The following is an 18,699-nucleotide window of genomic DNA, read 5'->3' as shown; positions in this document are numbered from 1 at the left end:
CAAAGCCTGGATAATGGGCCATTATTTTCGCCGGCCCACCCAATTCGGGCCATATATTTCAATGATTTACGATTAACCGGAGCGCGTTCATGCTTCATCTTTTTCTCGGTTACGGTCTCGCCATGCTGACGGCTCTCTTCGTTCTCGGCGGCGACTACCTCATCAAAATTGCAGCCGATGGCGATCTGCCGCTGACCTCCCGCCACATGGTCGGAGGCAGCCTCATCTATGCCGCATCGGCCTTTCTCTGGCTGGTCTGTATGCGCCACGCAACGCTAGCGCAGGCGGGGGTGGCGTTTTCGATGTTCTCGCTGCTGGCGCTCTGCGGGCTCGGAGTCTGGTTCTTCGACGAAAAGCTCCACGCGCGCGAGGCATTGGGCATCGTCTGTGCCCTGCTGGCCATGATGCTGATGGTCCGCATCGCCTGATCCGGAACGGCACATTCGGCTGGAGGAACCGGGACGCCCATGCCAAAACGGGGCCATGGCAAAACCCGACCCGTTCCAGCCCGCCGATGACGCCGCCCGCTCCCTCGCCCGCGAGTTGGTGAGGGATGCCACGCACGCCGCGCTGGCCGTGCTGCGCCCGGGCACCACGCTGCCCTCGGTCACCCGCATCGCGCTGGCCACGGATGCACAAGGCCGCCCCGTCTCGCTGATCTCGGACCTTGCCCCGCACACCCAGGCCCTCACCACCAATCCGGCCTGCGCCCTGCTGATCGGTGAGCCCGGCCCCAAGGGCGACCCGCTCACCCACCCGCGCCTGACGCTGCACTGCACCGCCCGCCTTATCGAACGCCCCACAGCCGAACACCTGACCCTGCGCGACCACTACCTGAGCCTGCGCCCCAAGGCGAAACTCTACGCGGATTTCGCCGATTTCCGCTTTGTGACTTTCATGGTCATCGACGGCCTGCTCAATGGCGGTTTCGGCAAGGCACTCCTGCTGACGCCCAAAGACCTCTGAGTGTGGAACATCGCTGAGCTTTGACTCGAAATACGGGTTTTCTGAATCAAATCAGTGAAGCAGCTCAGGCAATTTCGACCCAATGGCGGCAGCGCGGACAGGGCCGCCGTTGACGTTTGCAAAATACTATTCAAACGTTTTGGCATGAATTACTCAAACAAAGAACGCGCTATGAAACTTCCAGATTACAAAGAGTTGCCACCACACGCAGGAGAGCGCGCGACCGAGTACTGCGCGCGGCTTGAGCTAAACGGATTTGAAGAGATGTTTATTCGCAAGGCATTGCGTTATCATTTGGGCATGCAGGTCGAAGAATTTGGGGCTTTTTTCAATGGGTTCGAGCAGGCGCGGCTTCGGCATCTAACAATGCTCTCGCGAATGTCACCCAATCGCACCGAGTACTCATTCACAAAGAAGGTGTCAAAAAACTTGGGAATTTCCGAGCAGTTGGCCTCTCAATGGGTGGCTCGGTTTGAAGAAGTTGGCGAAGTAGAATACATCGGAATGAAAGCGCCGACATCAAGTCCGGATTAGCTTAGAAGCCCAACCTCTTTGGGCTCCTTGCAGACCTTTCCCTCAAGCGCATCTTGGCACTTCAGGTCAGTTCATGACGTGAAGGTCAAAATCATCTGACCTTCTACACTGAGCCGGGCTTGCCCGACTCGGGCAACGGGCGCACACTGTCCGCCTCACATCCACTCATGGCGCCTGGCTGCGCCACTTACGCGGACCGGGTCGCCAATGGCTCTACGGAGGACACCATGACCATTGCCGCGCGTCTGAAACACCACCTCGAAGCTCAGGGCCTGCCGTTCGATATGGTCCGCCACCCCTATGCCGCCACCGCCAGCGAATGCGCCGAGGCGGCTCATGTGCCCGGCGACCATCTTGCCAAATCCGTTCTGATCCACTTGGAAGAAGGGCCGATGCTGGCCGTTGTCCCCTCGAACCACCAGGTCGATCTGACAACCCTGCAGGCGCTCCTGTCCCGCCGCATCGGCCTGGCGCCCGAGGCGGATGTCGAAGAGGTCTTCGACGATTGCGATCTGGGCGCGGCCCCTCCGGTGGGCGCAGCCTATGACGTGCCGACGATCATCGATGACAGCCTGTCGGGGCTCGACAAGATCTGGTTCGAGGCCGGGGACCACAAGACGCTGATCGAGATGAAAGGCAGCGATTTCGACCAGCTAATGCAGGATGCCGACCACGGCTCGTTCTGCTGCGTGCACTGATCCCTGACGGCGCGACCGGTCCTTCGCGGGTCCGGTCATCTGCAACAGGGTCTACCGCACCACAAGCACCGCGCATTGCGCGTGGCGCACCACATGTGTGGCCGTCGAGCCCAGAAACAGGTCCTGCATGCCCGGCCGATGCGAGGCCAGAATGATCAGGTCGGGCTTGTTGGTCTCGGCCCAGTCGAGGATCGACCGGCCCGAATGCCCCTCGATCACCTCGGCCTTGGCGTTGGGCAGCTTGGCTGCCAACCCGTCAAGCTCCTCCTTGATGGCCTTGCGCGCCTCGCTCAGGTATTCGACCGGCATGTAGGAAATCGCATAGTCGGGAATGTGTTCGACCACATGCATGAGCGTGATCTGCGCATCTTGGGTCGCCAGACGCTGGGCCAGCTTCATCGGGCCGGAAATATCCCGCTCCTCATCGAAAGAGATCGGGACAAGGATGTTGTGATACATGACTCACGCCTCCTTTTCAGATGCAGTCAGCCTGTACGATCCCAACCCGTTCAGCCTTGATTCAAATCAGCTTTGGTGCGCAATCCGAAAAGTGGGCGCCGGTTTTCGGATTGCGGCACCGCGAAAGGACAGAGCGGCGCCGACGCTTCAGATATGCCTGCCGCCGTTCTACCCAAAGGTTTCGGCCACGTCATACATGACCGGCTCAAAGCTCTTGCACAGCTCATTGATCTTGCGGTTACGGTCGCGCATCTCGTCGGTGCGCAGCATCGCCAGAAAATCCTCGCGCCGCTGCCATTGCGAATAGTTGGCGATCCGGGTCTGCGCGTCGTTCACGTGCAGACCAGCTGCGATGAAACCGGGCTGTTTCGAGATGAAATTGGCATAGGCATCGGTCAGCGCCTCAAGCAGATCCTGACAGGTGCCGGGGGTCATCTCGAACGTGGTGATGACGGTCTGAACGGTTGCTTCCTTGGAAATCTTCGGCATGGGTTTCCTCCCTTGTCTCGCCTTCAGCCTAACACAGCTTTTTCGGATTGCTCGCAATTTTCTGCGTCAATCCAGCCACTTCCGGGATTTCCGGCCAATTGCCGCGCGCGCTAGATTCGGCGGCTAACCATCCATTAACCAAGGTTGACGCATGGTTGCCCGCAAAGGGGACCCATGCGCCGTACCTTGCTCGCCATAATCCTGGCCTTGATGGCCACGGAACCGGCTTGTGCCGGGGCCTGGCTGCGCGAAAAGGGCACCGGCTTTGTCGCCGCGACCACCACGGTCCACCGGCTGGACAAATACGCCTACGAGTACAAATCCTCGCTCTATCTGGAATGGGGCGCCTTCGAACGGGTCACGCTCGGGCTCGACGTGAACGAGCATCAGGGGCTCAGCGGCCACGCCCTGCTGTTCGCGCGTCTGCCCATCCACGATTTCGGCAAGGCCGGCCGTTTTGCCGCCGAACTGGGCGCCGGCGCCTATCACTGGCAAACGACATGGGCGCCGATGTACAAGGCGACCCTGTCCTATGGCAAAGGTCTGAACACTGGCTGGGGAAACGGCTGGATCGCGGTCGATACGGCCCTAGAGTACCGCACAAACCAGCCCTTGATCCGCAAACTGGACCTGACAACCGGCTTGTCCTCCGGCAGGCTTCTTGACCCGCTTCTGCAGGTCGAGACAAGCTATGTCCCCGGCAAACCGTTCTACTGGAGCGTCACGCCGTCGCTCATCTACCGTCCGAAACTGCTCAAAAGCACCTGGGTGCTCGGCATCGAACAAAACGCGCTGAAATCCCAACCCGGGCTCAAGATCGCCCTGTGGCGCGATTTCTGAGCGGTCGGGCAGGCCGATACACGGCCTGCCCCTTTCCGTTAACCATCGACCCGCATGATCACCGACACTTCGCCTTTCAACGCCTCGGACCAGTTCAGACGGATCTGATCCTTGTTGGTGCCCTGCTGCAACTGCACATAAGGGGCCTGGTAACGCACCGCGTTGGCGCCGGCCAGCAAGGGCGCCACCGCCACCACGCTGTCGCAGCCCCGCGCCCGGCCCCAGAACGGCAGCCGGTTGCCGGAACCGATGGTCCAGGTCTTCGCCGCCGAATTCTGCGCGAATTTCAGGCGCAGAGGGCTGACCGCATGGGTGGTCACGTTGTGGTAGGTGTTGGCTTCGTACACCACGTTGACAAACCGGCCATAGTCGAGACCGGCATGGGTCGTATCCACCCGCTCGGCCCGGTCGATCTTGCCATCGGTCGAACGGAACTTGTTGCCGGTCACGCTCAGCCCGTTCAGGAAATGCCCGGTCCCGTAGGGCCGCACCACGATATAGCTGAACCACGGCGCCACATCACCCGACATGAAGATGTTGTCGGTAATGCTCAGCGCGCTGAACGAGAACCCGGTCACAAAATCGGGCGAGGCCGTATGCTCGTTGGTCCATTCGATGAAACAGTTGTCGACATAGTTCTCGGCCACGGTCGATGCGATGAAATCACTGGTCAGGACCAGCCCGCCGGTGCGGGTGCCATTGGCCACGCTGTCGCCCTGGAAGAAGTGATTGCCCAGAACCATGTTGTTGGTCCCGCTCAGCACCGCAAAATGGCGGAACCGGGTCGCCCGGTTGTGGCGCAGCTTGATGTCGTTGGCATTGGCGTTCAGCGCAATCGAGCTGCGGTTCGGAACCGTCTCGGCATCCTCGGCGGACAGAAACTGGCAACCGTCGATCAGCATCCCCTGACACCCGGTTCCGATCGAGCTGATACCGCGATCCTTGGGACGGCTGATAAAGCAGTTCTTGAGAACAAACGTCGCCCCCGACGGCGCCAGCCGGATGGCGCTGCACCGGCTGTTGCACTGGAACTCGATGTCCTCCATGCCGAATTTCGACAGCCCGTTGAATCCCTTGAAATCCAACAGATACTTGAAATCCCTGAAGGTAAAGGTCTGCGTTCCGGCCGCATCAAAAAGCTGCGAACTCAGGGTGATCTCACCGGCCCCCACGTTCTTTGAGCGCACATAGACCTCGCGCCCGACACCGGCGCCCTGCACCAGCGCGCCAACCGGGATATTGGCGATATTGGCCACGTTCGTAAGCTTGAGCGCATCGCTGGGGCTGTAGGTCGCCTGCGAGGTATAGGTCTGCGTGTCCCAGGCGGTGCTGCTCAGCACATCGAACTGCCCGTTGCGGATCACCCGGCGGGTGGAATAGCCAGTCTTGTTCGGCACTGCGGCCTGCATGTCGATAGGCCCGGTCACGGCCACCTTGCGCCCGCCCAGATCCAGCGATTCATGGTCCGAGTTGTTCAACAGCGCCTGAAACGCCTTGCGAAAGGCCAGCGCTTCGTCACCGAATGCCGAGATATATGTCGGCAGGTCGTAGTTCTTGGTCAGCAGCAGCATCTTGTCATCGGGCATCGTCACCGTGCCCTCGAACTCGATCTCGGAACTCATGCTGACCGTCTCGGCCAGCAGATACGTCCCCGCCGGGACCAGCACCTTGCGGCCCTCGGCGGCCTGATCGGCAGCCTCGAACGCCGCCGAGTCGTCGGTCACCCCGTCACCGCGCGCGCCGTAATCGCGCACATCCACCACGCCGATCATGTCGCGCAGGAACACGCCGGTCGCATCGACGATCTCGATATCGTCGATCCGCACGACCGAGCCGTTCGGCCCCTCCAGGTTCAGACCGAAATGCCCATAGATCGCCGCCGCGCCCCAAGGCATGTCCACACCGTTCCGGTGCCCGGTGCCGACAATCGCCGTCACCTCGAAAACCTCGCCGTAATTGGTCAGCGCCACCGCCGACCCCTGCTCGGTCAGGCCCGCCACATGCACATCGCCCGCGCCCCCAGCCCATCCGGCAATGCGCACGCTCGGCAGCGGCCCGCTGACCGCCTTGACCCGCGCTTTGATCTGCAGATAGCACCCCGGCAGCAGCGGCGTCTGCCCCATATAGCGCAGCTTCTGGGTCGAGCTGATCTTTTGCAGCTCCAGACAGCCGCCGAAATCCGCATCCGCCGGCACATAAGCCGCGATGCCCGACCCCGCATAGGTGTCCGACCCGGCGGTGCCGTCACCGCTCGACCAGACAGACAAACCGTTCTTGAACGCAGGCGGCGTGAATACGATGCCGTCGGTGATTGCCTTGTTCATCCAAATCCCTTTCCCAATCGCGCCGCAGACCACCTGCCAAGACGCATCCGTTCCCGGGTCCGGGTCGCACCCGAACGCGGGCCCTTGGGTACGGGAAAGGGATTAAGCCTGCCTCACTCCACCGTCACGGTGGCGTTGCCTCAGGCGGCAACGCCCGGCGCCTCCAGTATCTGCACACCATTGATTTTCCAGCCGCTTTCCAGATTAACCATCTGGTAATCCAGCACGTGAACCGCGCCGTCCGCATCGGTGATCCTCACCTTCTGCCACAGCGCGCCGGAGATTTCGCGCAGCTCCAGAAACTCCACCTCGGCAGGCCGCCAAACCATCGGATAGCCATTGCGCACCATCGCTCCGAAATTGTCAGGCGTGCGGAAAATGTCGCGGATGCTCGGGCTGGCAAAGGTAAAGGCGGTGACAAAATCATCCGCCTTGAACGCCTCGATCTGGGCCCGGATATTGGCCTCGATCTCATCGCTCTGGGCCTGCGCGGACACCGCCAGACCAAGACTCAGAAACACTGCAATAAACAAATGACGCATGGGGCTCCCTCCTCGGCGTCAGGTAGCCCCATGCGGATCGGCGTCAAATCAGGCCAACTCGCCTGCCAGCCCCTTGTCGATCAAGGCGATGGTTTCGGGCACGCCATAGAGCGCGATGAACCCGCCAAAGCGCGGTCCCTGACTGGCCCCCAGCAGCACCTCGTAAAGCGCCGTGAACCACGCCCGCATCGGATCGAACCGCTCGCGCCCGACGGAATAGACCACCGATTGCAGCGCCTCATCCTCAAGCGGCCCGTCATAGGCCTGCAACTCGGCCTTCAGCGCCTCCAGCGCCTCGCGCTCCTGATCGGTCGGCGCGCGGAACTGGCGGGTCGGCTTCACGAAATCGTTGAAGTACCGCACCGCAAAGCCCGCCGCCTGATCCAGATCGGGATGCGTCTCGGCGCTGGCCTCCGGCGCATAGCGGCGGATAAAGCCCCACAGCGCATCCTTGTCCTCTGCCCCGGACACCGAGGCCAGGTTCAGCAGCATCGCAAACGGCACCACCAGATTGCTCTCGGGCACGTCACCGCCATGGATATGCCACACCGGATTATTGAGCTGCGCCTTCAGCTCCTGCCCCGGATAGCCGCGCAACTGCTGGTGATACTCGTCCACCGCCTTCGGGATCACGTCAAAATACAGCCGTTTGGCCGTCTTCGGCTTCTGATACATGAAGTACGACAGGCTTTCCGGCGCGGCATAGGTCAGCCACTCCTCCATCGACAAGCCATTGCCCTTCGATTTGGAGATCTTCTGCCCCAGCTCATCGTTGAACAGCTCATAGCTCAGGCTTTCAGGCGGCTGCTTGCCCAGTGCCCGGCAGATCTTGGACGACTGCGTGACCGAGTCGATCAGGTCCTTGCCCGACATCTCGTAATCCACACCCAGCGCCGCCCAGCGCATCGCCCAATCGGGCTTCCACTGCATCTTGACGTTACCGCCGGTGACCGGGATCTCGACGGTCTCGCCATCCGGCTCCTGATAGACGATAGTACCTTTCTCGACATTGCGCTCCAGCGTCGGCACCTGCAGCACATGCCCCGTCTTGGGCGAAACCGGCAAGAAACACGAATAGGTCTCACGCCGCTCCGGTCCCAGCGTCGGCAGCATGATCTCCTGAATCTTGTCGAACCGCTCCAGCGCGGTCAGCAACATCTCGTCGAACCGGCCTGAGGTGTAGTATTCGGTGGCCGAGGCAAACTCATACTCGAACCCGAAACTGTCGAGGAACTCGCACAGCCGCGCATTGTTGTGCTGGGCAAAACCTTCATGCGTGCCGAACGGATCGCGCACCTTGGTCAGCGGCAGATGGAGGTCGTGGCTCAACTCCTCCTGCATCGGCACATTGCTGGGCACCTTGCGGAACCCGTCCATGTCGTCCGAGAAACAGATCAGCTTGGTCGGAATGTCACTCAGCTGCTCGAACGCATGGCGCACCATCGACGTCCGCGCCACCTCGCCAAATGTGCCGATATGCGGCAGGCCCGAGGGACCGTAACCGGTCTGAAACAGCACATAGCCCTTCTCCGGAGGAGATTTCTGATAGCGTTTGAGCACCCGCCGCGCCTCTTCAAACGGCCAGGCCTTTGACGCAAGGGCGGTTTCACGCAGTTCAGACATGTCAGTCTCCATCGGGAAAAGCGGCGCCGGTCACCCCATGCAACCGGCCCGGCCCCTCCTATTGTGCCAGTGCAGCATGAGTCAATAAAGCGCGGCCAGTTTCCCCACCCGAGTGCCCGCTAACCGAGGCCGGATCAACCCGCTAGCCTTGGTATCAGGCTGTGCATGGTTTCGCTTGACGAGCACACGCGCTCGACATGTAAGGCCAGAATCTCCCTGAACCGGTCTGCCACCTCGTTGGGCTTTTGCGACTTCGGCAACAACAAACCAAAGGTCATCCATCTCTCGGGTTCGATTGGAACCGCCGAGACCCGGTCCCGAAATAGGTGGGCAACCATCTCATCCGCAATCGTGATCCCCGCACCTTCCGCGACCAGAGCGCAAGCCAGTTGCGATGCGGACACTTCGTGCGTTTTGCGCGGCGTCACGCCTGCCGAGTTGAATGTGTCATCCAGCTGATCGCGCAGCAGCAGCCCGTGCATCAGGCGAATTACCGTATCGTTGGCGAGCTGATCGGCGGTTACTTTATCCGCATCCGCCAATGGATGATCTTTCGGCACAATGGCCAATGCCCGGACCCGGACCAGCGGTGTTGTCCGAATATCCGGATGGCTGACCGGCAGGGCCGCGATGCCAATATCGTATTCCTGCCCGGCCAGCCATTTTCCGGCCTCGCGACGCGCCCGCACATCGAGGGTCACGTTGACATCCGGGTAATCCTGACTGAATTGCGCCACGGCGGGCGCGGACAAAAACTGGGCGACCCTGGGCATCGTCACGATCCTCAGGCTTTCGGTCCGGCCCGCCCGGATTTCCCCGGCAATGCGGGGAATCTCGTCGAGATTGTCGAGGATACGGCCCGCGTCCCGGTAGAATGCGATCCCTTCGGTGGTGGGGGACAGGCTGCGCCCGCTCCGGTCAAACAGCTTGAGCTTCAGCTCTGCCTCAAGACCGCTGATCAATCTGCTGATGGCAGGCTGGCTTAAATGCATGACCTCAGAGGCGGCGGCAACCGACCCCTCGGAAAAGGCGTAGCGGAAGGCCCGAAGCGCTTTGATGTTCATGATCCCGACTCTTTATCAATTTGCAGCATTAGATGCTATATTTGCAGAAATCACAATGAAAGCGCCTGCTAGAAAGGCTGCGTCACTATTTTTGGAGGAGCCCAAATGAAACGCAGAGCATTCCTTGGTGCTGTTACAGCGGCAGCCGCGCTGGTCGCGACCACCACCGCCGGCCACGCGGCTGACTGGCCAAAACGCCCCATCAACCTGGTCGTTCCCTACAAGGCCGGCGGCGGTACCGACGCCTATGCGCGTGCCATCTCTGCCGCCGCAGAAGGCGTGTTGGACGTTCCGGTCGTCGTCGTGAACAAGCCCGGCTCGGGCGGGCTCAATGGCGCCAATGCGGTGGTCGGGGCCCGGCCTGACGGATACACGATGATGATGACCTCAGGCGGATCGTTCCTGCTCTCGACCATGACGCGGGACACCAAGATCGACGCACTGGACAGCTTTGATTTCGTCGCACAGGTCGGTCAGCTGCGCACCTCGCTGATGGTGCCGACGGGCAGCCCCTATCAGACCGTGCAGGATGTCATCGACGCGGCAAAGGCCGACCCCGGTTCGCTGCGTTGGGCTCATTCCGGTCGCGGTGGATTCCACCATGTGGGCGGTCTCGGCTTCCTGGCCAATAACGGGATCGAGGCGCAGGATGTCCCCTTCAAAGGCGGCGGCCCGACCCGTGCGGCCCTGATCGGTGAGCAGGCCGATTTCGGCTTCCTCGGAGTGCAGCAGCTTCGCGGCTTCGAAGAGCAACTGCGTGCCCTGGCCGTCAACAGCGCCGACCGGGACACCATCATGTCCGATGTTCCGTCATTCGGCGAGCTGAGCGTGCCCTTCGCCGCCGTGTCGTCCCCCGTGATCGTGTTCGCGCCCAAGGGCACACCGGCCGAGGTCATTTCCACCATGGAAACGGCACTGGCCGAGATTGCCGCCAAGCCCGAATTTGCAGAGCTTTTGGCCGAACGCGGCACTGGCCCGGTCTATGCAAGTGGGGCTGATGCCAAGGCCGCACTGGCAGCGATGAAAGCGGATGCCGCTCCGCTGGTTGAGACCCTGAACAACTGAGCCGGGTGATGGTTGGGCCGACATCAGCTCCGGCCCAACCCTCTCATCTCAAGTGTTTCCGAAGGAGGACGCCATGCGGGATATGGTCGAAGGAATTGTACTCGCGCTATTGTCTCTGATCGCGATCTGGGGTGCCTGGCAGGTGCCTGCGGCAAGCCCCGGCGACACCTGGGCAGGGATCGTGCCCTTCGCGGCCTCGGTTGCCCTGCTGGTACTGTCCGGTCTGGTGTTACTCAGCGGGCTCCGCGCCACGCAGACAGGCCCCGACATCGCCCAAGAGCGTGACACTGGTACGCTGGATATCCTGATCCTGTTCGCGGTTGCGCTGATCTATCAGCAATCCTTCCGCTGGTTTGGCTATGTCCTGCCCACGGCCATCGTTGCACCCGTGGTTCTCTACATCTTCGGCGTCCGCAACTGGATCGGGCTGGCCGTATCCATGATCGCCTGCCCGCTCATCTTCCACATCATCTTCTTCGAGCTGCTCGGCGTCTTCCCGCCCTATGGCGAGGTGTTCGACCTGCTCGACTGGTTCCGGGGGTAAACCCAATGGAGATCTTTCCCGCCCTTCTGTCGGTCATCACCGATCCGACGCTTCTGTTCGCCATCGTTCTGGCGGCTGCCGTCGGCATGATCGTCGGCGCCACGCCCGGCCTCACCGCCTCTGCGGCCATCGCGATGCTCCTGCCCATCACATTTTACATGTCGCCGCTCTTTGCGCTGGCGTTCCTCTATGTGATCGGCAAATCCGGGCGCTATGGCGGCTCTGTTGCCGCGATCCTGTTCAACACACCCGGAACGGCGGCAAGTGCCGCGACGCAGATCGACGGCTATCCACTGGCCCGCGCCGGCAAAGCCGGAAAGGCGATGAAGGTCGCGACGATCTCATCGGTCATCGGTGATTTCATGGGGGATGTCATGCTTGTGATCGGCGTCGGGTTCATCGCCGCCATCGCGCTCAAGCTCGGCCCGCCCGAGACCTTCGCCATCTATTTCGCGGCCTTCGTGGTGATCGGGTCGGTGATCGGCAAATCCGTCACCAAGGGCCTGATCTCGGCCCTGCTCGGCATCCTCGTGGCCATGGTCGGCCTCGACCCGATCTCCAGCGAGGAACGGTACACGTTCGGCTCATTCGAGCTGTCGAACGGCATCGGCCTGGTCCCGCTCATGATCGGTGTCTTCGTGCTGGGCGAGGTGTTTGCCCAACTCGAAGAGCGCAAGATGGCAAAAGGCGAAGTCCGGGAAAACGAAAGCGATCCCGCCGGGCACAGCCTCACTTACGAAGAATACAAACCCTGCATCCCACACGCCGTCCGGGGCGGGTTCATCGGGGCGGGGATCGGCGTTCTGCCGGGGCTCGGCTCGGCCATCGCGGCGTTCATTTCCTACGGCGAGGGCAAGCGCCGCGCCAAGAACGCCGAGCAATGGGGCAAGGGCGCGTTAGAGGGCGTCGCCGCTCCCGAGGCCGCCAACAACGCGGTGTCCGGTCCGTCGATGGCGCCGCTTCTGACCCTCGGCATCCCGGGCTCGACCATCGGAGCCATCCTGCTGGGCGTTTTCTTGATCCACGGTATTCAGGTTGGCCCCACCCTGTTCTTCACGGACAAGGAACTGGTCTATCAGCTCTTTGCCTGCGGGATGTTGGGGATCTTGGCTTACGGGATCATCGGCTATTTCGGCGCCACACAGGTCGCGCGCTTGATCCTGAAGGTTCCGGTCAACGTGCTCTACCCGCTGATCTTCATGACCGCCTTTGTCGCCGCCTATTCCGCCCGAGGGTCGATGTTCGACGTGACCGTCATGACCTTCGCCGGTTTCGTGGGCTGGCTGATGCGCAAGTTCGACTTCAACGTCGCGGCCTTCGTGATCTCGTTCGTGCTGGCCAAAGGGGCCGAGGAAACGTTCCGTCAGGCACTGCTGATGTCCGACGGTGGCGCGCTCATCTTCATCGAACGTCCCATCGCCGCCGGTTTCCTGCTGCTCGGGCTTGTCGCCATAGGCTTGCGCATCCGGTCGATCATGAAAGAACGCCGGATCGCCGAAGGGGGGCTTGGCGATGCTTGACTACCGGATCTATCGCAACTGTTTCTCTTCTGCCGAAATGCGGAGGATCTGGTCCGAACATGCCACCATCGCCGCCTGGCTCAAGGTCGAACAGGTCCTTGCCCGCTGTCAGGCCGATCTGAATCTGATCCCCGCAGGCGCGGCCGCTGCCATCGAAACGGTGGGCATCTCCGATCTGGACACCGAAGCACTGGCCGCCGAGATGGATCTGGTCGGGCGCCCCATCGTGGGGCTGGTGAAGCAGCTTCGGGTGTTGGTTGGAGAACACGGATGCCACGTGCATCACAGGGCAACTACGCAGGACATCATGGATACGGCCATGGTCATGCAGATGAAGCTCGGCCTTGCCGAAATTGAGACCGGCACCGCCCGGCTGATCAACCTGCTGGACGGCCATATCCGCGCCCATCCATCGACCATGGTCCTGGGGCGCACCAATGGCCAGCACGCGGTTCCCATGAGGTTGGCAACCAAACTGACCGTGTGGCGCTCTGAACTGGCGCGGCGCCTCGAGGCGTTGGAACAGGCCGCCAGCCGCGGCCTCAACGTGCAGATCGGCGGCCCGGTCGGGGATCTGCGCGGCTATGAGAACGGGTCAGGAGAACGGGTCAAAGCCGCGGTTGCGGCGCGGCTCGAGCTTGGCACGGTTGATCCGCACTGGCAGAATGCCCGCGACGGAATAGCGGATGTGGTGACCGCGCTCGGTGCCCTCTGCGCCTCGCTCTGCAAGATCGCCCACAACGTAAATCTGCTGTCATCGTCCGACATTGCCGAGGTTTCGGAAGCACATACCAACGGCAAGGGCGCCTCCTCCTCCATGCGCCACAAACGCAATCAGCGGGCCTCCGAGTTCATGGAGGCAGTGTCCCGTCTGGGCCGGCAGAAAGCCGAACAGATCGGAGAATTCACCTTGCACGAACACGAAAGGTCCGGCGGCGCCTGGATCGGAGAATGGGTGATCGTGCCTGAGGTGTTCCTGCTGACCTCCGGGGCTTTGCACTGGGCACAGGCATTGTTTGAGGGGCTGACCTTCCATCCCGAAAAGATGGCAGAGCGGTGCCATGCGTCGGTCACAGCAACAGCCGTTTAGCGTAGAGATCGCATCAGGCCACCTTAAACTGTCACCATTGACAATTAATTTCTGCGAACCTAAATGCTGTCACATATGACAACTTAAGGTGGCCTGATGCGATCTTTAAAACCCACCGTAATGGCGGCCCTTGCTGCCACTGGATGCGCAACCTTTGCCGCCATGGGACGCCGCGGCTTGTCGTCGAAATTCGAGGATGCGGCAGTCACCACCGGTGGCGGCGCCGTATCGACATTGCGGCTGAAATACCGGAACTGACATGGTTGGACGTCCTTCAAACCGTGACGAACGCTATGCGCAGGTCATGCAGGCGCTGGTGCGATGTGTGGCACGCTTCGGGTTGGAGGGCGCCTCTCTGACCCAGATCGCAGCCGAGGCCGGGCTGACCCGCCCGCTGATCCGGCATCATCTGGGCAATCGCGAAGAGATGATTGCAGCGCTACAGAACTATGTGCTGCAGAGCTTTGCCGAACAGACCGAGACGCTGATCGCCGCCCTGCCCGAGGACAAACCCGGCGCGGCGTTGGTCGATTTTCTGTTTTCCAATACCGCCGGGTCGTCTCCGGACATGGTGCTGGCATTTGCGGCGCTGACCGCGCGCGCTGCCGAAGACGCGGACCTGCGCGCCGCCTGCCGCGAGTCCCTGCTGGGCTTCGAGGCCGCGATCACCGCAGTGCTGCGCAAGAACTACCCGCAAGCCGACCATCACGCCGTCGACGCCGCGGCCCATGGCATCATCGCGCTGTACCTTAACGTGGCGTCTCTGGCACCGCTGAACATGCCGCAGGACTGGACGCAAACCGCACACACCCTCGCGCGTAACCTACTGGAAGGATTGGACGATCCATCATGACCCAGACCCGCGCACTCAACTACATCGCCTTCGCCGCGCTGATGGGGACAACCGCACTTGGCTATCAGTCCCTCTGGGGGCTGCTGTTCCTCTACTGGACGGTCCAGAGTTACCACACGGGCTACGCGTTCCTGTTGTCGGACGTAACGCGGGAGGAAGATCCGGTCCTGTACTGGCTGATCCTGATCGCCTGGACCGTCTTCGGCATCCTGCTGGTGATGGCCGATGTTCTGCCCGGCTGGGGCTGACACCAATCTTAGGAGTACCCGAATGACCCGAATGCTGCACCTGCTGCCTGTCGAGGCCTATACCTCGCAGGAGTGGTTCGATCGTGAAATGCGCGACATCTTCTCGAAAACCTGGCGCTACGCGGGGTTCATGGAGGATGTCAGCGAACCCGGTCAGTACATCTCGGTTCAGGCCGGGCTGAACAACATCTTCATCGTGATGGGCCGCGACCGCCGCCTGCGCGCGTTTCACAACATCTGCCGCCACCGGGGCACGCAACTGATCCGCGCCGTCGGCAAGACGCAAAAGGCGCTGACCTGCCCCTATCACGACTGGACCTATGATCTGGAAGGCAACCTGATCTCGGTGCCCGAAGAACAGGAAGAATTCGGTCAGGTCGACAAATCCTGCCTGGGCCTCAAACCCGCCAAGGTCGACATCTGGAAGTCGATGATCTTTGTGCACCCCGACCCCAACGCGCCCTCCGTCGCCGAATGGTTCGGGCCGGCAGAGCCGCATATCGGCCCGCATATTCCCGAAGAACTGGTCGAATACGAAGAGCTGAACAACAGCTACGAGATCAAGGCCAACTGGAAGGTGGTGGTCGAGAATTACATCGACGTCTACCACCTGAGCCATCTGCATTCGAACACGCTGCAGATGTATGACCACAAGGCGGCGAAATACCACTGGGAAGGCCCCCACTACATGTTCTGGGAGCCACCGGCCGAGGCATTCCTGAAGGATCAGGAAAGCAAGCTCATTGCGCCACGGGTGATCCCCGAGGACATGAACGGCGCCTGGGTACCGATGCTGTTTCCAGGCATCGGGCTGGCCGGGTCGGAAGATGGCTGGAACATCTTCATTGTCGAACCGCTGGGCCCTGAACTGACTCGCGTCAGCAACCGGGGGCGGGTATCGAACAGCTCGGGCTGGGAGTTTGCCAAGCAGGAAATGCGGTCCTCGAACTTCTGGGCCAAGTTCGGCCTCAGCGGAAAATACGAAGCCCATGACGCCATGAGCGAGGATGACCCGATGGTTGCGGGCGACTTCACCGGCGAGGACATTTATGCCTGCGAACAACAGCAGAAATCGCTGAAGTCTCCCTATTTTGAGGTCGGCCCCGCCGCCGTTGGCGAAAGCCCCGTGGTCGATCACCAGAAGGTCGTTCTGGAATGGTTGGGAGACGCCAGATGAGCGCGCGCAATTTCCACCCGCTGACCGTTCTGGACACCCGCGAGGAAATCGGCGGCATGGCCAGGACGGTCATGTTCGACGTGCCCGACGCCCTGCGTGAAACCTTCGCCTGTCGGCCCGGCCAGCACCTGTCGTTCCGCTTCATGGTGAACGGAGAGGAACAGCGCCGCAGCTATTCGATCTCGTCCTCGCCCTTCACCGGCGACCCGCTGCGGATCACCGTGAAGCGGGTCCGGGACGGCGTGATCAGCAATCACATCAACGACACTGTGCGAAAGGGCGACGTGATAGACGTGATGCCGCCCTTCGGCGGGTTCTGCCTCGATCCCGGCGCAACGGCGCGGCGCACGCATTACTTCTTTGGCGCGGGCTCGGGCATCACCCCGCTCTATGCGATGCTCAGCTCGGTCATGGCGGCGGAACCCAACTCCGTCGCGCATTTGGCCTATGGCAACACCAACGAAAAATCCGTTCTGCTGCAGGATGAGCTGAACACAGTCTGGGAAACCAACCCCGACCGGATGACGGTCCATCACGTCTTTTCCAAGCCCGGCTTCTGGTCCTCCGCCGATTACTGGCGCAAGGGCATCATCGACAAACACGCGATCGAGGCACTGATCGCCGAGAACCCGCCCTATGCGCAGGACGCGCAGTATTACATCTGCGGGCCGGGCGGGATGAACAAGGCGGTCAAGGCCGCATTGATGTCACTCGACGTGCCGGCCAGCCGCATCCACATGGAAAGCTACGGCGGCGCGGCAGAGCTTGACAGCAGCGTTGAAGGCGTGGCCGCAACGGCAGAAATCACGCTCGGCGGCGCCCGGCATTCAATCGACGTGGCCAAGGGGCAAACGGTTCTCGACGCGGCCAAATCCGCTGGCCTTAAACCACCGTTCTCCTGCCAGTCCGGGGTCTGCGGCGCCTGCCGCGCCAAGCTGACCAAAGGCGATGTCCACATGCGTGCCCGCATGGCACTCGAGGACGCGGACATCGCAAAAGGGGCGATCCTGACCTGCCAATCTCTGCCGACAACGGAAGCCCTGTCGCTCAGCTATGACTAACCGCGTCAAAGGCGACGAGGCCGGTACGTTCTTCATCGCATCTATCGGCCTCACCCTGGCGACCTGGCGCCTAAGCTTCACGCTCGGCGCATATGGCGAGGTGCTCTACACCGATTTCGTCACCATCTGGCTCGTCTCGCTTACAGCGCTGGCCGCAGGCATCGTGATCGGCAAGACGGTCAAGGTGGCAGCTATCTCACCTGGTGGGGCGCCCTCCTGTTGCTGCTACCTTCCGTTGTCATGACAGGAGCGCTTTGGTCCACCGATATCGGCGCGTTGGCGTCAATTCTCCCATGGCTGCTGGTGCCCTCAATTCCCTATATCGCCTATATCCTGTTCTCCGTTGCGGTGCCCGAGGCCGCCGAACTGCACAACCGCCGTTCCGAAAGCAGCCTCAACCCCTCCGACCACAACCCTTGAGCCCCGCCCAGACCGTTTTTCGAAGCTCTCGGGTAACGTTTCCGTTATTCCTGCATCTGCCGGTCAGTTTCTTCCGATCCAGTAAGTGGAGCGTCCAGAAACGCTTCATTTTTTGAGAAAGGAATTAAAGATGACCATTGAAACCGACGCCGTCGTGCCACCGTCGATCACGGCGCTGTGCAAGCACGCGACCAAATTCTCTCAGGCGCTCAAGCTGTTGTCCTTCGACGATGACAGCGATGTCGGGGTTACCGTCGCCGCCGAAAGGCTCTCGGCCGCGGTGGGCGCGTTCAACGACCGGCTGGCGCGGCCCGCCAAACCCGATGACGGGGCGCTGGCGGACATCGAAGACCGCATCGCGCCTGCGGTCGACACGCTTGGTACGCTCGTACAGGTGTTCTCCGACGACGCGGCCAGTGGCGCCGTGTCCCTGCCCGACATGGACGATCTGGCCGTCATGATGGGTTTTCTCGGCCAGAACGAAGATCGGCTCTTTCGGGTTCTGGAACTGACGCCATCCGCCACGAAGGTGAAATCGACGCCTGAACGGGCCGAACTGGTGGAATGCCTGACCTCGTTCGGCGTTCCCCTGGCCGAGGTCGGGCTGCACCCGCCGACCATGATCAAGGTGATCATCATTCTGGTGATCGTGGTCATCCTGCTGCGCCGCCGCGATGCCGAGGCGCTGGTCATCACCATCGTGAATGTCCTCGTCCTGATCGACCGGCGCGGACAGGGCGGTACCAAGCTTCCCGGTGGTTCCCAACCCGGTGGCTCGCAACCCGGCGGGGCAGTCACACCCGGTGCGCCACCTGCGCCTCCGGCCCCCGCCGCGCCGGTTGACCCGTGCGCCGCAAAAGGGGAATTCCGGATCATCGTCGGCGGAAGCGGCGTCACCGAACAGGCGGCCCTCGCCGATGCCATGCGCAACGCCTTCTTGGAGGCCGCGCGCCGCTGCGGTCCCGGATGCAGGCCCCGTGCGCTTGGCATGACCAATGAGCGCGCTACCCTGATCGGCGACGCCAACAACCCCTTCCGCACCGCCCGGCGCTTCATCTTCCGGTGCCGGAAATAAGCCGCTTTCGTGGTACTGCTGCACCCCGGTCCCTGGCCGGGGTGTGGCCCGCAATCTGGCCATTTTCACTGATACAGCCTAGTATTCCGGTCGCCACCGATGAGAGA

23 protein-coding genes are annotated in these 18,699 nt (G+C 61.6%); 17 read left to right on the top strand and 6 right to left on the bottom strand.

Annotated elements, in window-relative coordinates; genetic code table 11:
* Positions 1–89 precede the first annotated feature (89 nt).
* The 4 genes from GOX53_RS10575 to GOX53_RS10560 all read left to right on the top strand — a co-directional run bounded on the left by GOX53_RS10575 (position 90) and on the right by GOX53_RS10560 (position 2,198).
* Positions 90–428, top strand: coding sequence for a transporter (locus GOX53_RS10575; RefSeq protein ID WP_171176067.1), 339 nt, complete (start codon positions 90–92; stop codon positions 426–428).
* A 55-nt stretch (positions 429–483) separates the two neighbouring features.
* Positions 484–966: a HugZ family protein gene (locus GOX53_RS10570; protein ID WP_171176065.1), complete on the top strand. Its 483-nt coding sequence runs from the start codon at positions 484–486 to the stop codon at positions 964–966.
* Between the two features lie 171 nt (positions 967–1,137).
* Positions 1,138–1,500 (top strand): hypothetical protein, encoded by a 363-nt coding sequence (locus GOX53_RS10565; RefSeq protein ID WP_171176063.1) that lies wholly within the window; start codon positions 1,138–1,140, stop codon positions 1,498–1,500.
* A 227-nt stretch (positions 1,501–1,727) separates the two neighbouring features.
* The gene (locus GOX53_RS10560; protein WP_171176061.1) at positions 1,728–2,198 is read left to right on the top strand and encodes an aminoacyl-tRNA deacylase; all 471 of its coding nucleotides are present in this window, start codon (positions 1,728–1,730) and stop codon (positions 2,196–2,198) included.
* 51 nt (positions 2,199–2,249) lie between these two features.
* Here the strand turns inward: GOX53_RS10560 and GOX53_RS10555 are convergent, their stop codons facing one another.
* Together GOX53_RS10555 and GOX53_RS10550 are read right to left on the bottom strand one after the other, a co-directional pair.
* A complete protein-coding gene (locus GOX53_RS10555; RefSeq protein ID WP_171176059.1) occupies positions 2,250–2,657 on the bottom strand; it encodes a universal stress protein in 408 nt (135 codons plus the stop codon).
* A gap of 168 nt (positions 2,658–2,825) precedes the next feature.
* Positions 2,826–3,146 carry an antibiotic biosynthesis monooxygenase gene (locus GOX53_RS10550; protein ID WP_171176057.1) on the bottom strand — a complete coding sequence of 107 codons (321 nt, stop codon included), beginning with the start codon at positions 3,144–3,146 and terminating at the stop codon, positions 2,826–2,828.
* A gap of 174 nt (positions 3,147–3,320) precedes the next feature.
* On the opposite strand from GOX53_RS10550, the gene GOX53_RS10545 reads away from it, so the two are divergent.
* Complete coding sequence (locus tag GOX53_RS10545; protein ID WP_171176055.1) at positions 3,321–3,986, top strand: hypothetical protein; 666 nt, start codon at positions 3,321–3,323, stop codon at positions 3,984–3,986.
* 38 nt (positions 3,987–4,024) lie between these two features.
* Here GOX53_RS10545 and GOX53_RS10540 read toward each other — a convergent pair whose 3' ends face one another.
* From GOX53_RS10540 to GOX53_RS10525, 4 genes are all read right to left on the bottom strand, one after another.
* The gene (locus GOX53_RS10540; RefSeq protein ID WP_171176052.1) at positions 4,025–6,310 is read right to left on the bottom strand and encodes a glycosyl hydrolase family 28-related protein; all 2,286 of its coding nucleotides are present in this window, start codon (positions 6,308–6,310) and stop codon (positions 4,025–4,027) included.
* 140 nt (positions 6,311–6,450) lie between these two features.
* Positions 6,451–6,852, bottom strand: coding sequence for a DUF4864 domain-containing protein (locus tag GOX53_RS10535; protein WP_171176050.1), 402 nt, complete (start codon positions 6,850–6,852; stop codon positions 6,451–6,453).
* 48 nt (positions 6,853–6,900) lie between these two features.
* Complete coding sequence (locus GOX53_RS10530) at positions 6,901–8,475, bottom strand: lysine--tRNA ligase (protein ID WP_171176048.1); 1,575 nt, start codon at positions 8,473–8,475, stop codon at positions 6,901–6,903.
* A 134-nt stretch (positions 8,476–8,609) separates the two neighbouring features.
* Positions 8,610–9,539: a LysR family transcriptional regulator gene (locus GOX53_RS10525; RefSeq protein WP_171176046.1), complete on the bottom strand. Its 930-nt coding sequence runs from the start codon at positions 9,537–9,539 to the stop codon at positions 8,610–8,612.
* A 105-nt stretch (positions 9,540–9,644) separates the two neighbouring features.
* Between GOX53_RS10525 and GOX53_RS10520 the strand changes: the two genes are divergently transcribed.
* The 12 genes from GOX53_RS10520 to GOX53_RS10465 all read left to right on the top strand — a co-directional run bounded on the left by GOX53_RS10520 (position 9,645) and on the right by GOX53_RS10465 (position 18,592).
* Positions 9,645–10,604: a tripartite tricarboxylate transporter substrate binding protein gene (locus GOX53_RS10520; protein ID WP_171176044.1), complete on the top strand. Its 960-nt coding sequence runs from the start codon at positions 9,645–9,647 to the stop codon at positions 10,602–10,604.
* Between the two features lie 73 nt (positions 10,605–10,677).
* The gene (locus GOX53_RS10515) at positions 10,678–11,148 is read left to right on the top strand and encodes a tripartite tricarboxylate transporter TctB family protein (RefSeq protein ID WP_171176042.1); all 471 of its coding nucleotides are present in this window, start codon (positions 10,678–10,680) and stop codon (positions 11,146–11,148) included.
* Positions 11,149–11,153: 5 nt separating this feature from the next.
* Positions 11,154–12,668, top strand: a complete 1,515-nt coding sequence (locus GOX53_RS10510) for a tripartite tricarboxylate transporter permease (RefSeq protein ID WP_171176039.1) — start codon at positions 11,154–11,156, stop codon at positions 12,666–12,668.
* On the top strand, positions 12,661–13,758 hold the full coding sequence (locus tag GOX53_RS10505) for a lyase family protein (RefSeq protein ID WP_171176037.1): 1,098 nt from the start codon (positions 12,661–12,663) through the stop codon (positions 13,756–13,758). The genes GOX53_RS10510 and GOX53_RS10505 overlap by 8 nt, the downstream gene beginning before the upstream one ends.
* Before the next feature lie 96 nt (positions 13,759–13,854).
* A complete protein-coding gene (locus tag GOX53_RS10500; protein ID WP_171176035.1) occupies positions 13,855–14,016 on the top strand; it encodes a hypothetical protein in 162 nt (53 codons plus the stop codon).
* Position 14,017: 1 nt separating this feature from the next.
* Positions 14,018–14,611, top strand: a complete 594-nt coding sequence (locus GOX53_RS10495; protein ID WP_171176033.1) for a TetR/AcrR family transcriptional regulator — start codon at positions 14,018–14,020, stop codon at positions 14,609–14,611.
* A complete protein-coding gene (locus GOX53_RS10490; RefSeq protein ID WP_171176031.1) occupies positions 14,608–14,859 on the top strand; it encodes a hypothetical protein in 252 nt (83 codons plus the stop codon). The genes GOX53_RS10495 and GOX53_RS10490 overlap by 4 nt, the downstream gene beginning before the upstream one ends.
* A gap of 22 nt (positions 14,860–14,881) precedes the next feature.
* Positions 14,882–16,036, top strand: coding sequence for an aromatic ring-hydroxylating dioxygenase subunit alpha (locus GOX53_RS10485; RefSeq protein WP_217351734.1), 1,155 nt, complete (start codon positions 14,882–14,884; stop codon positions 16,034–16,036).
* Entirely contained in the window at positions 16,033–17,097 is a 1,065-nt protein-coding gene (locus GOX53_RS10480; protein ID WP_171176029.1) for a ferredoxin--NADP reductase, read from the top strand. The genes GOX53_RS10485 and GOX53_RS10480 overlap by 4 nt, the downstream gene beginning before the upstream one ends.
* Positions 17,090–17,341, top strand: coding sequence for a hypothetical protein (locus GOX53_RS10475; protein ID WP_171176026.1), 252 nt, complete (start codon positions 17,090–17,092; stop codon positions 17,339–17,341). Before GOX53_RS10480 ends, GOX53_RS10475 begins: the two co-directional genes overlap by 8 nt.
* Complete coding sequence (locus GOX53_RS10470) at positions 17,338–17,517, top strand: hypothetical protein (protein ID WP_171176024.1); 180 nt, start codon at positions 17,338–17,340, stop codon at positions 17,515–17,517. Before GOX53_RS10475 ends, GOX53_RS10470 begins: the two co-directional genes overlap by 4 nt.
* Before the next feature lie 130 nt (positions 17,518–17,647).
* Positions 17,648–18,592 (top strand): hypothetical protein, encoded by a 945-nt coding sequence (locus GOX53_RS10465; RefSeq protein ID WP_171176022.1) that lies wholly within the window; start codon positions 17,648–17,650, stop codon positions 18,590–18,592.
* Positions 18,593–18,699: the final 107 nt, after the last annotated feature.

The organism is Ruegeria sp. HKCCD8929, from assembly GCF_013031405.1.
Lineage (GTDB): Bacteria > Pseudomonadota > Alphaproteobacteria > Rhodobacterales > Rhodobacteraceae > Ruegeria.
The sequence above is the reverse complement of the archived record's forward strand: the minus strand, read 5'-3'. Positions and strand labels throughout refer to the sequence as shown.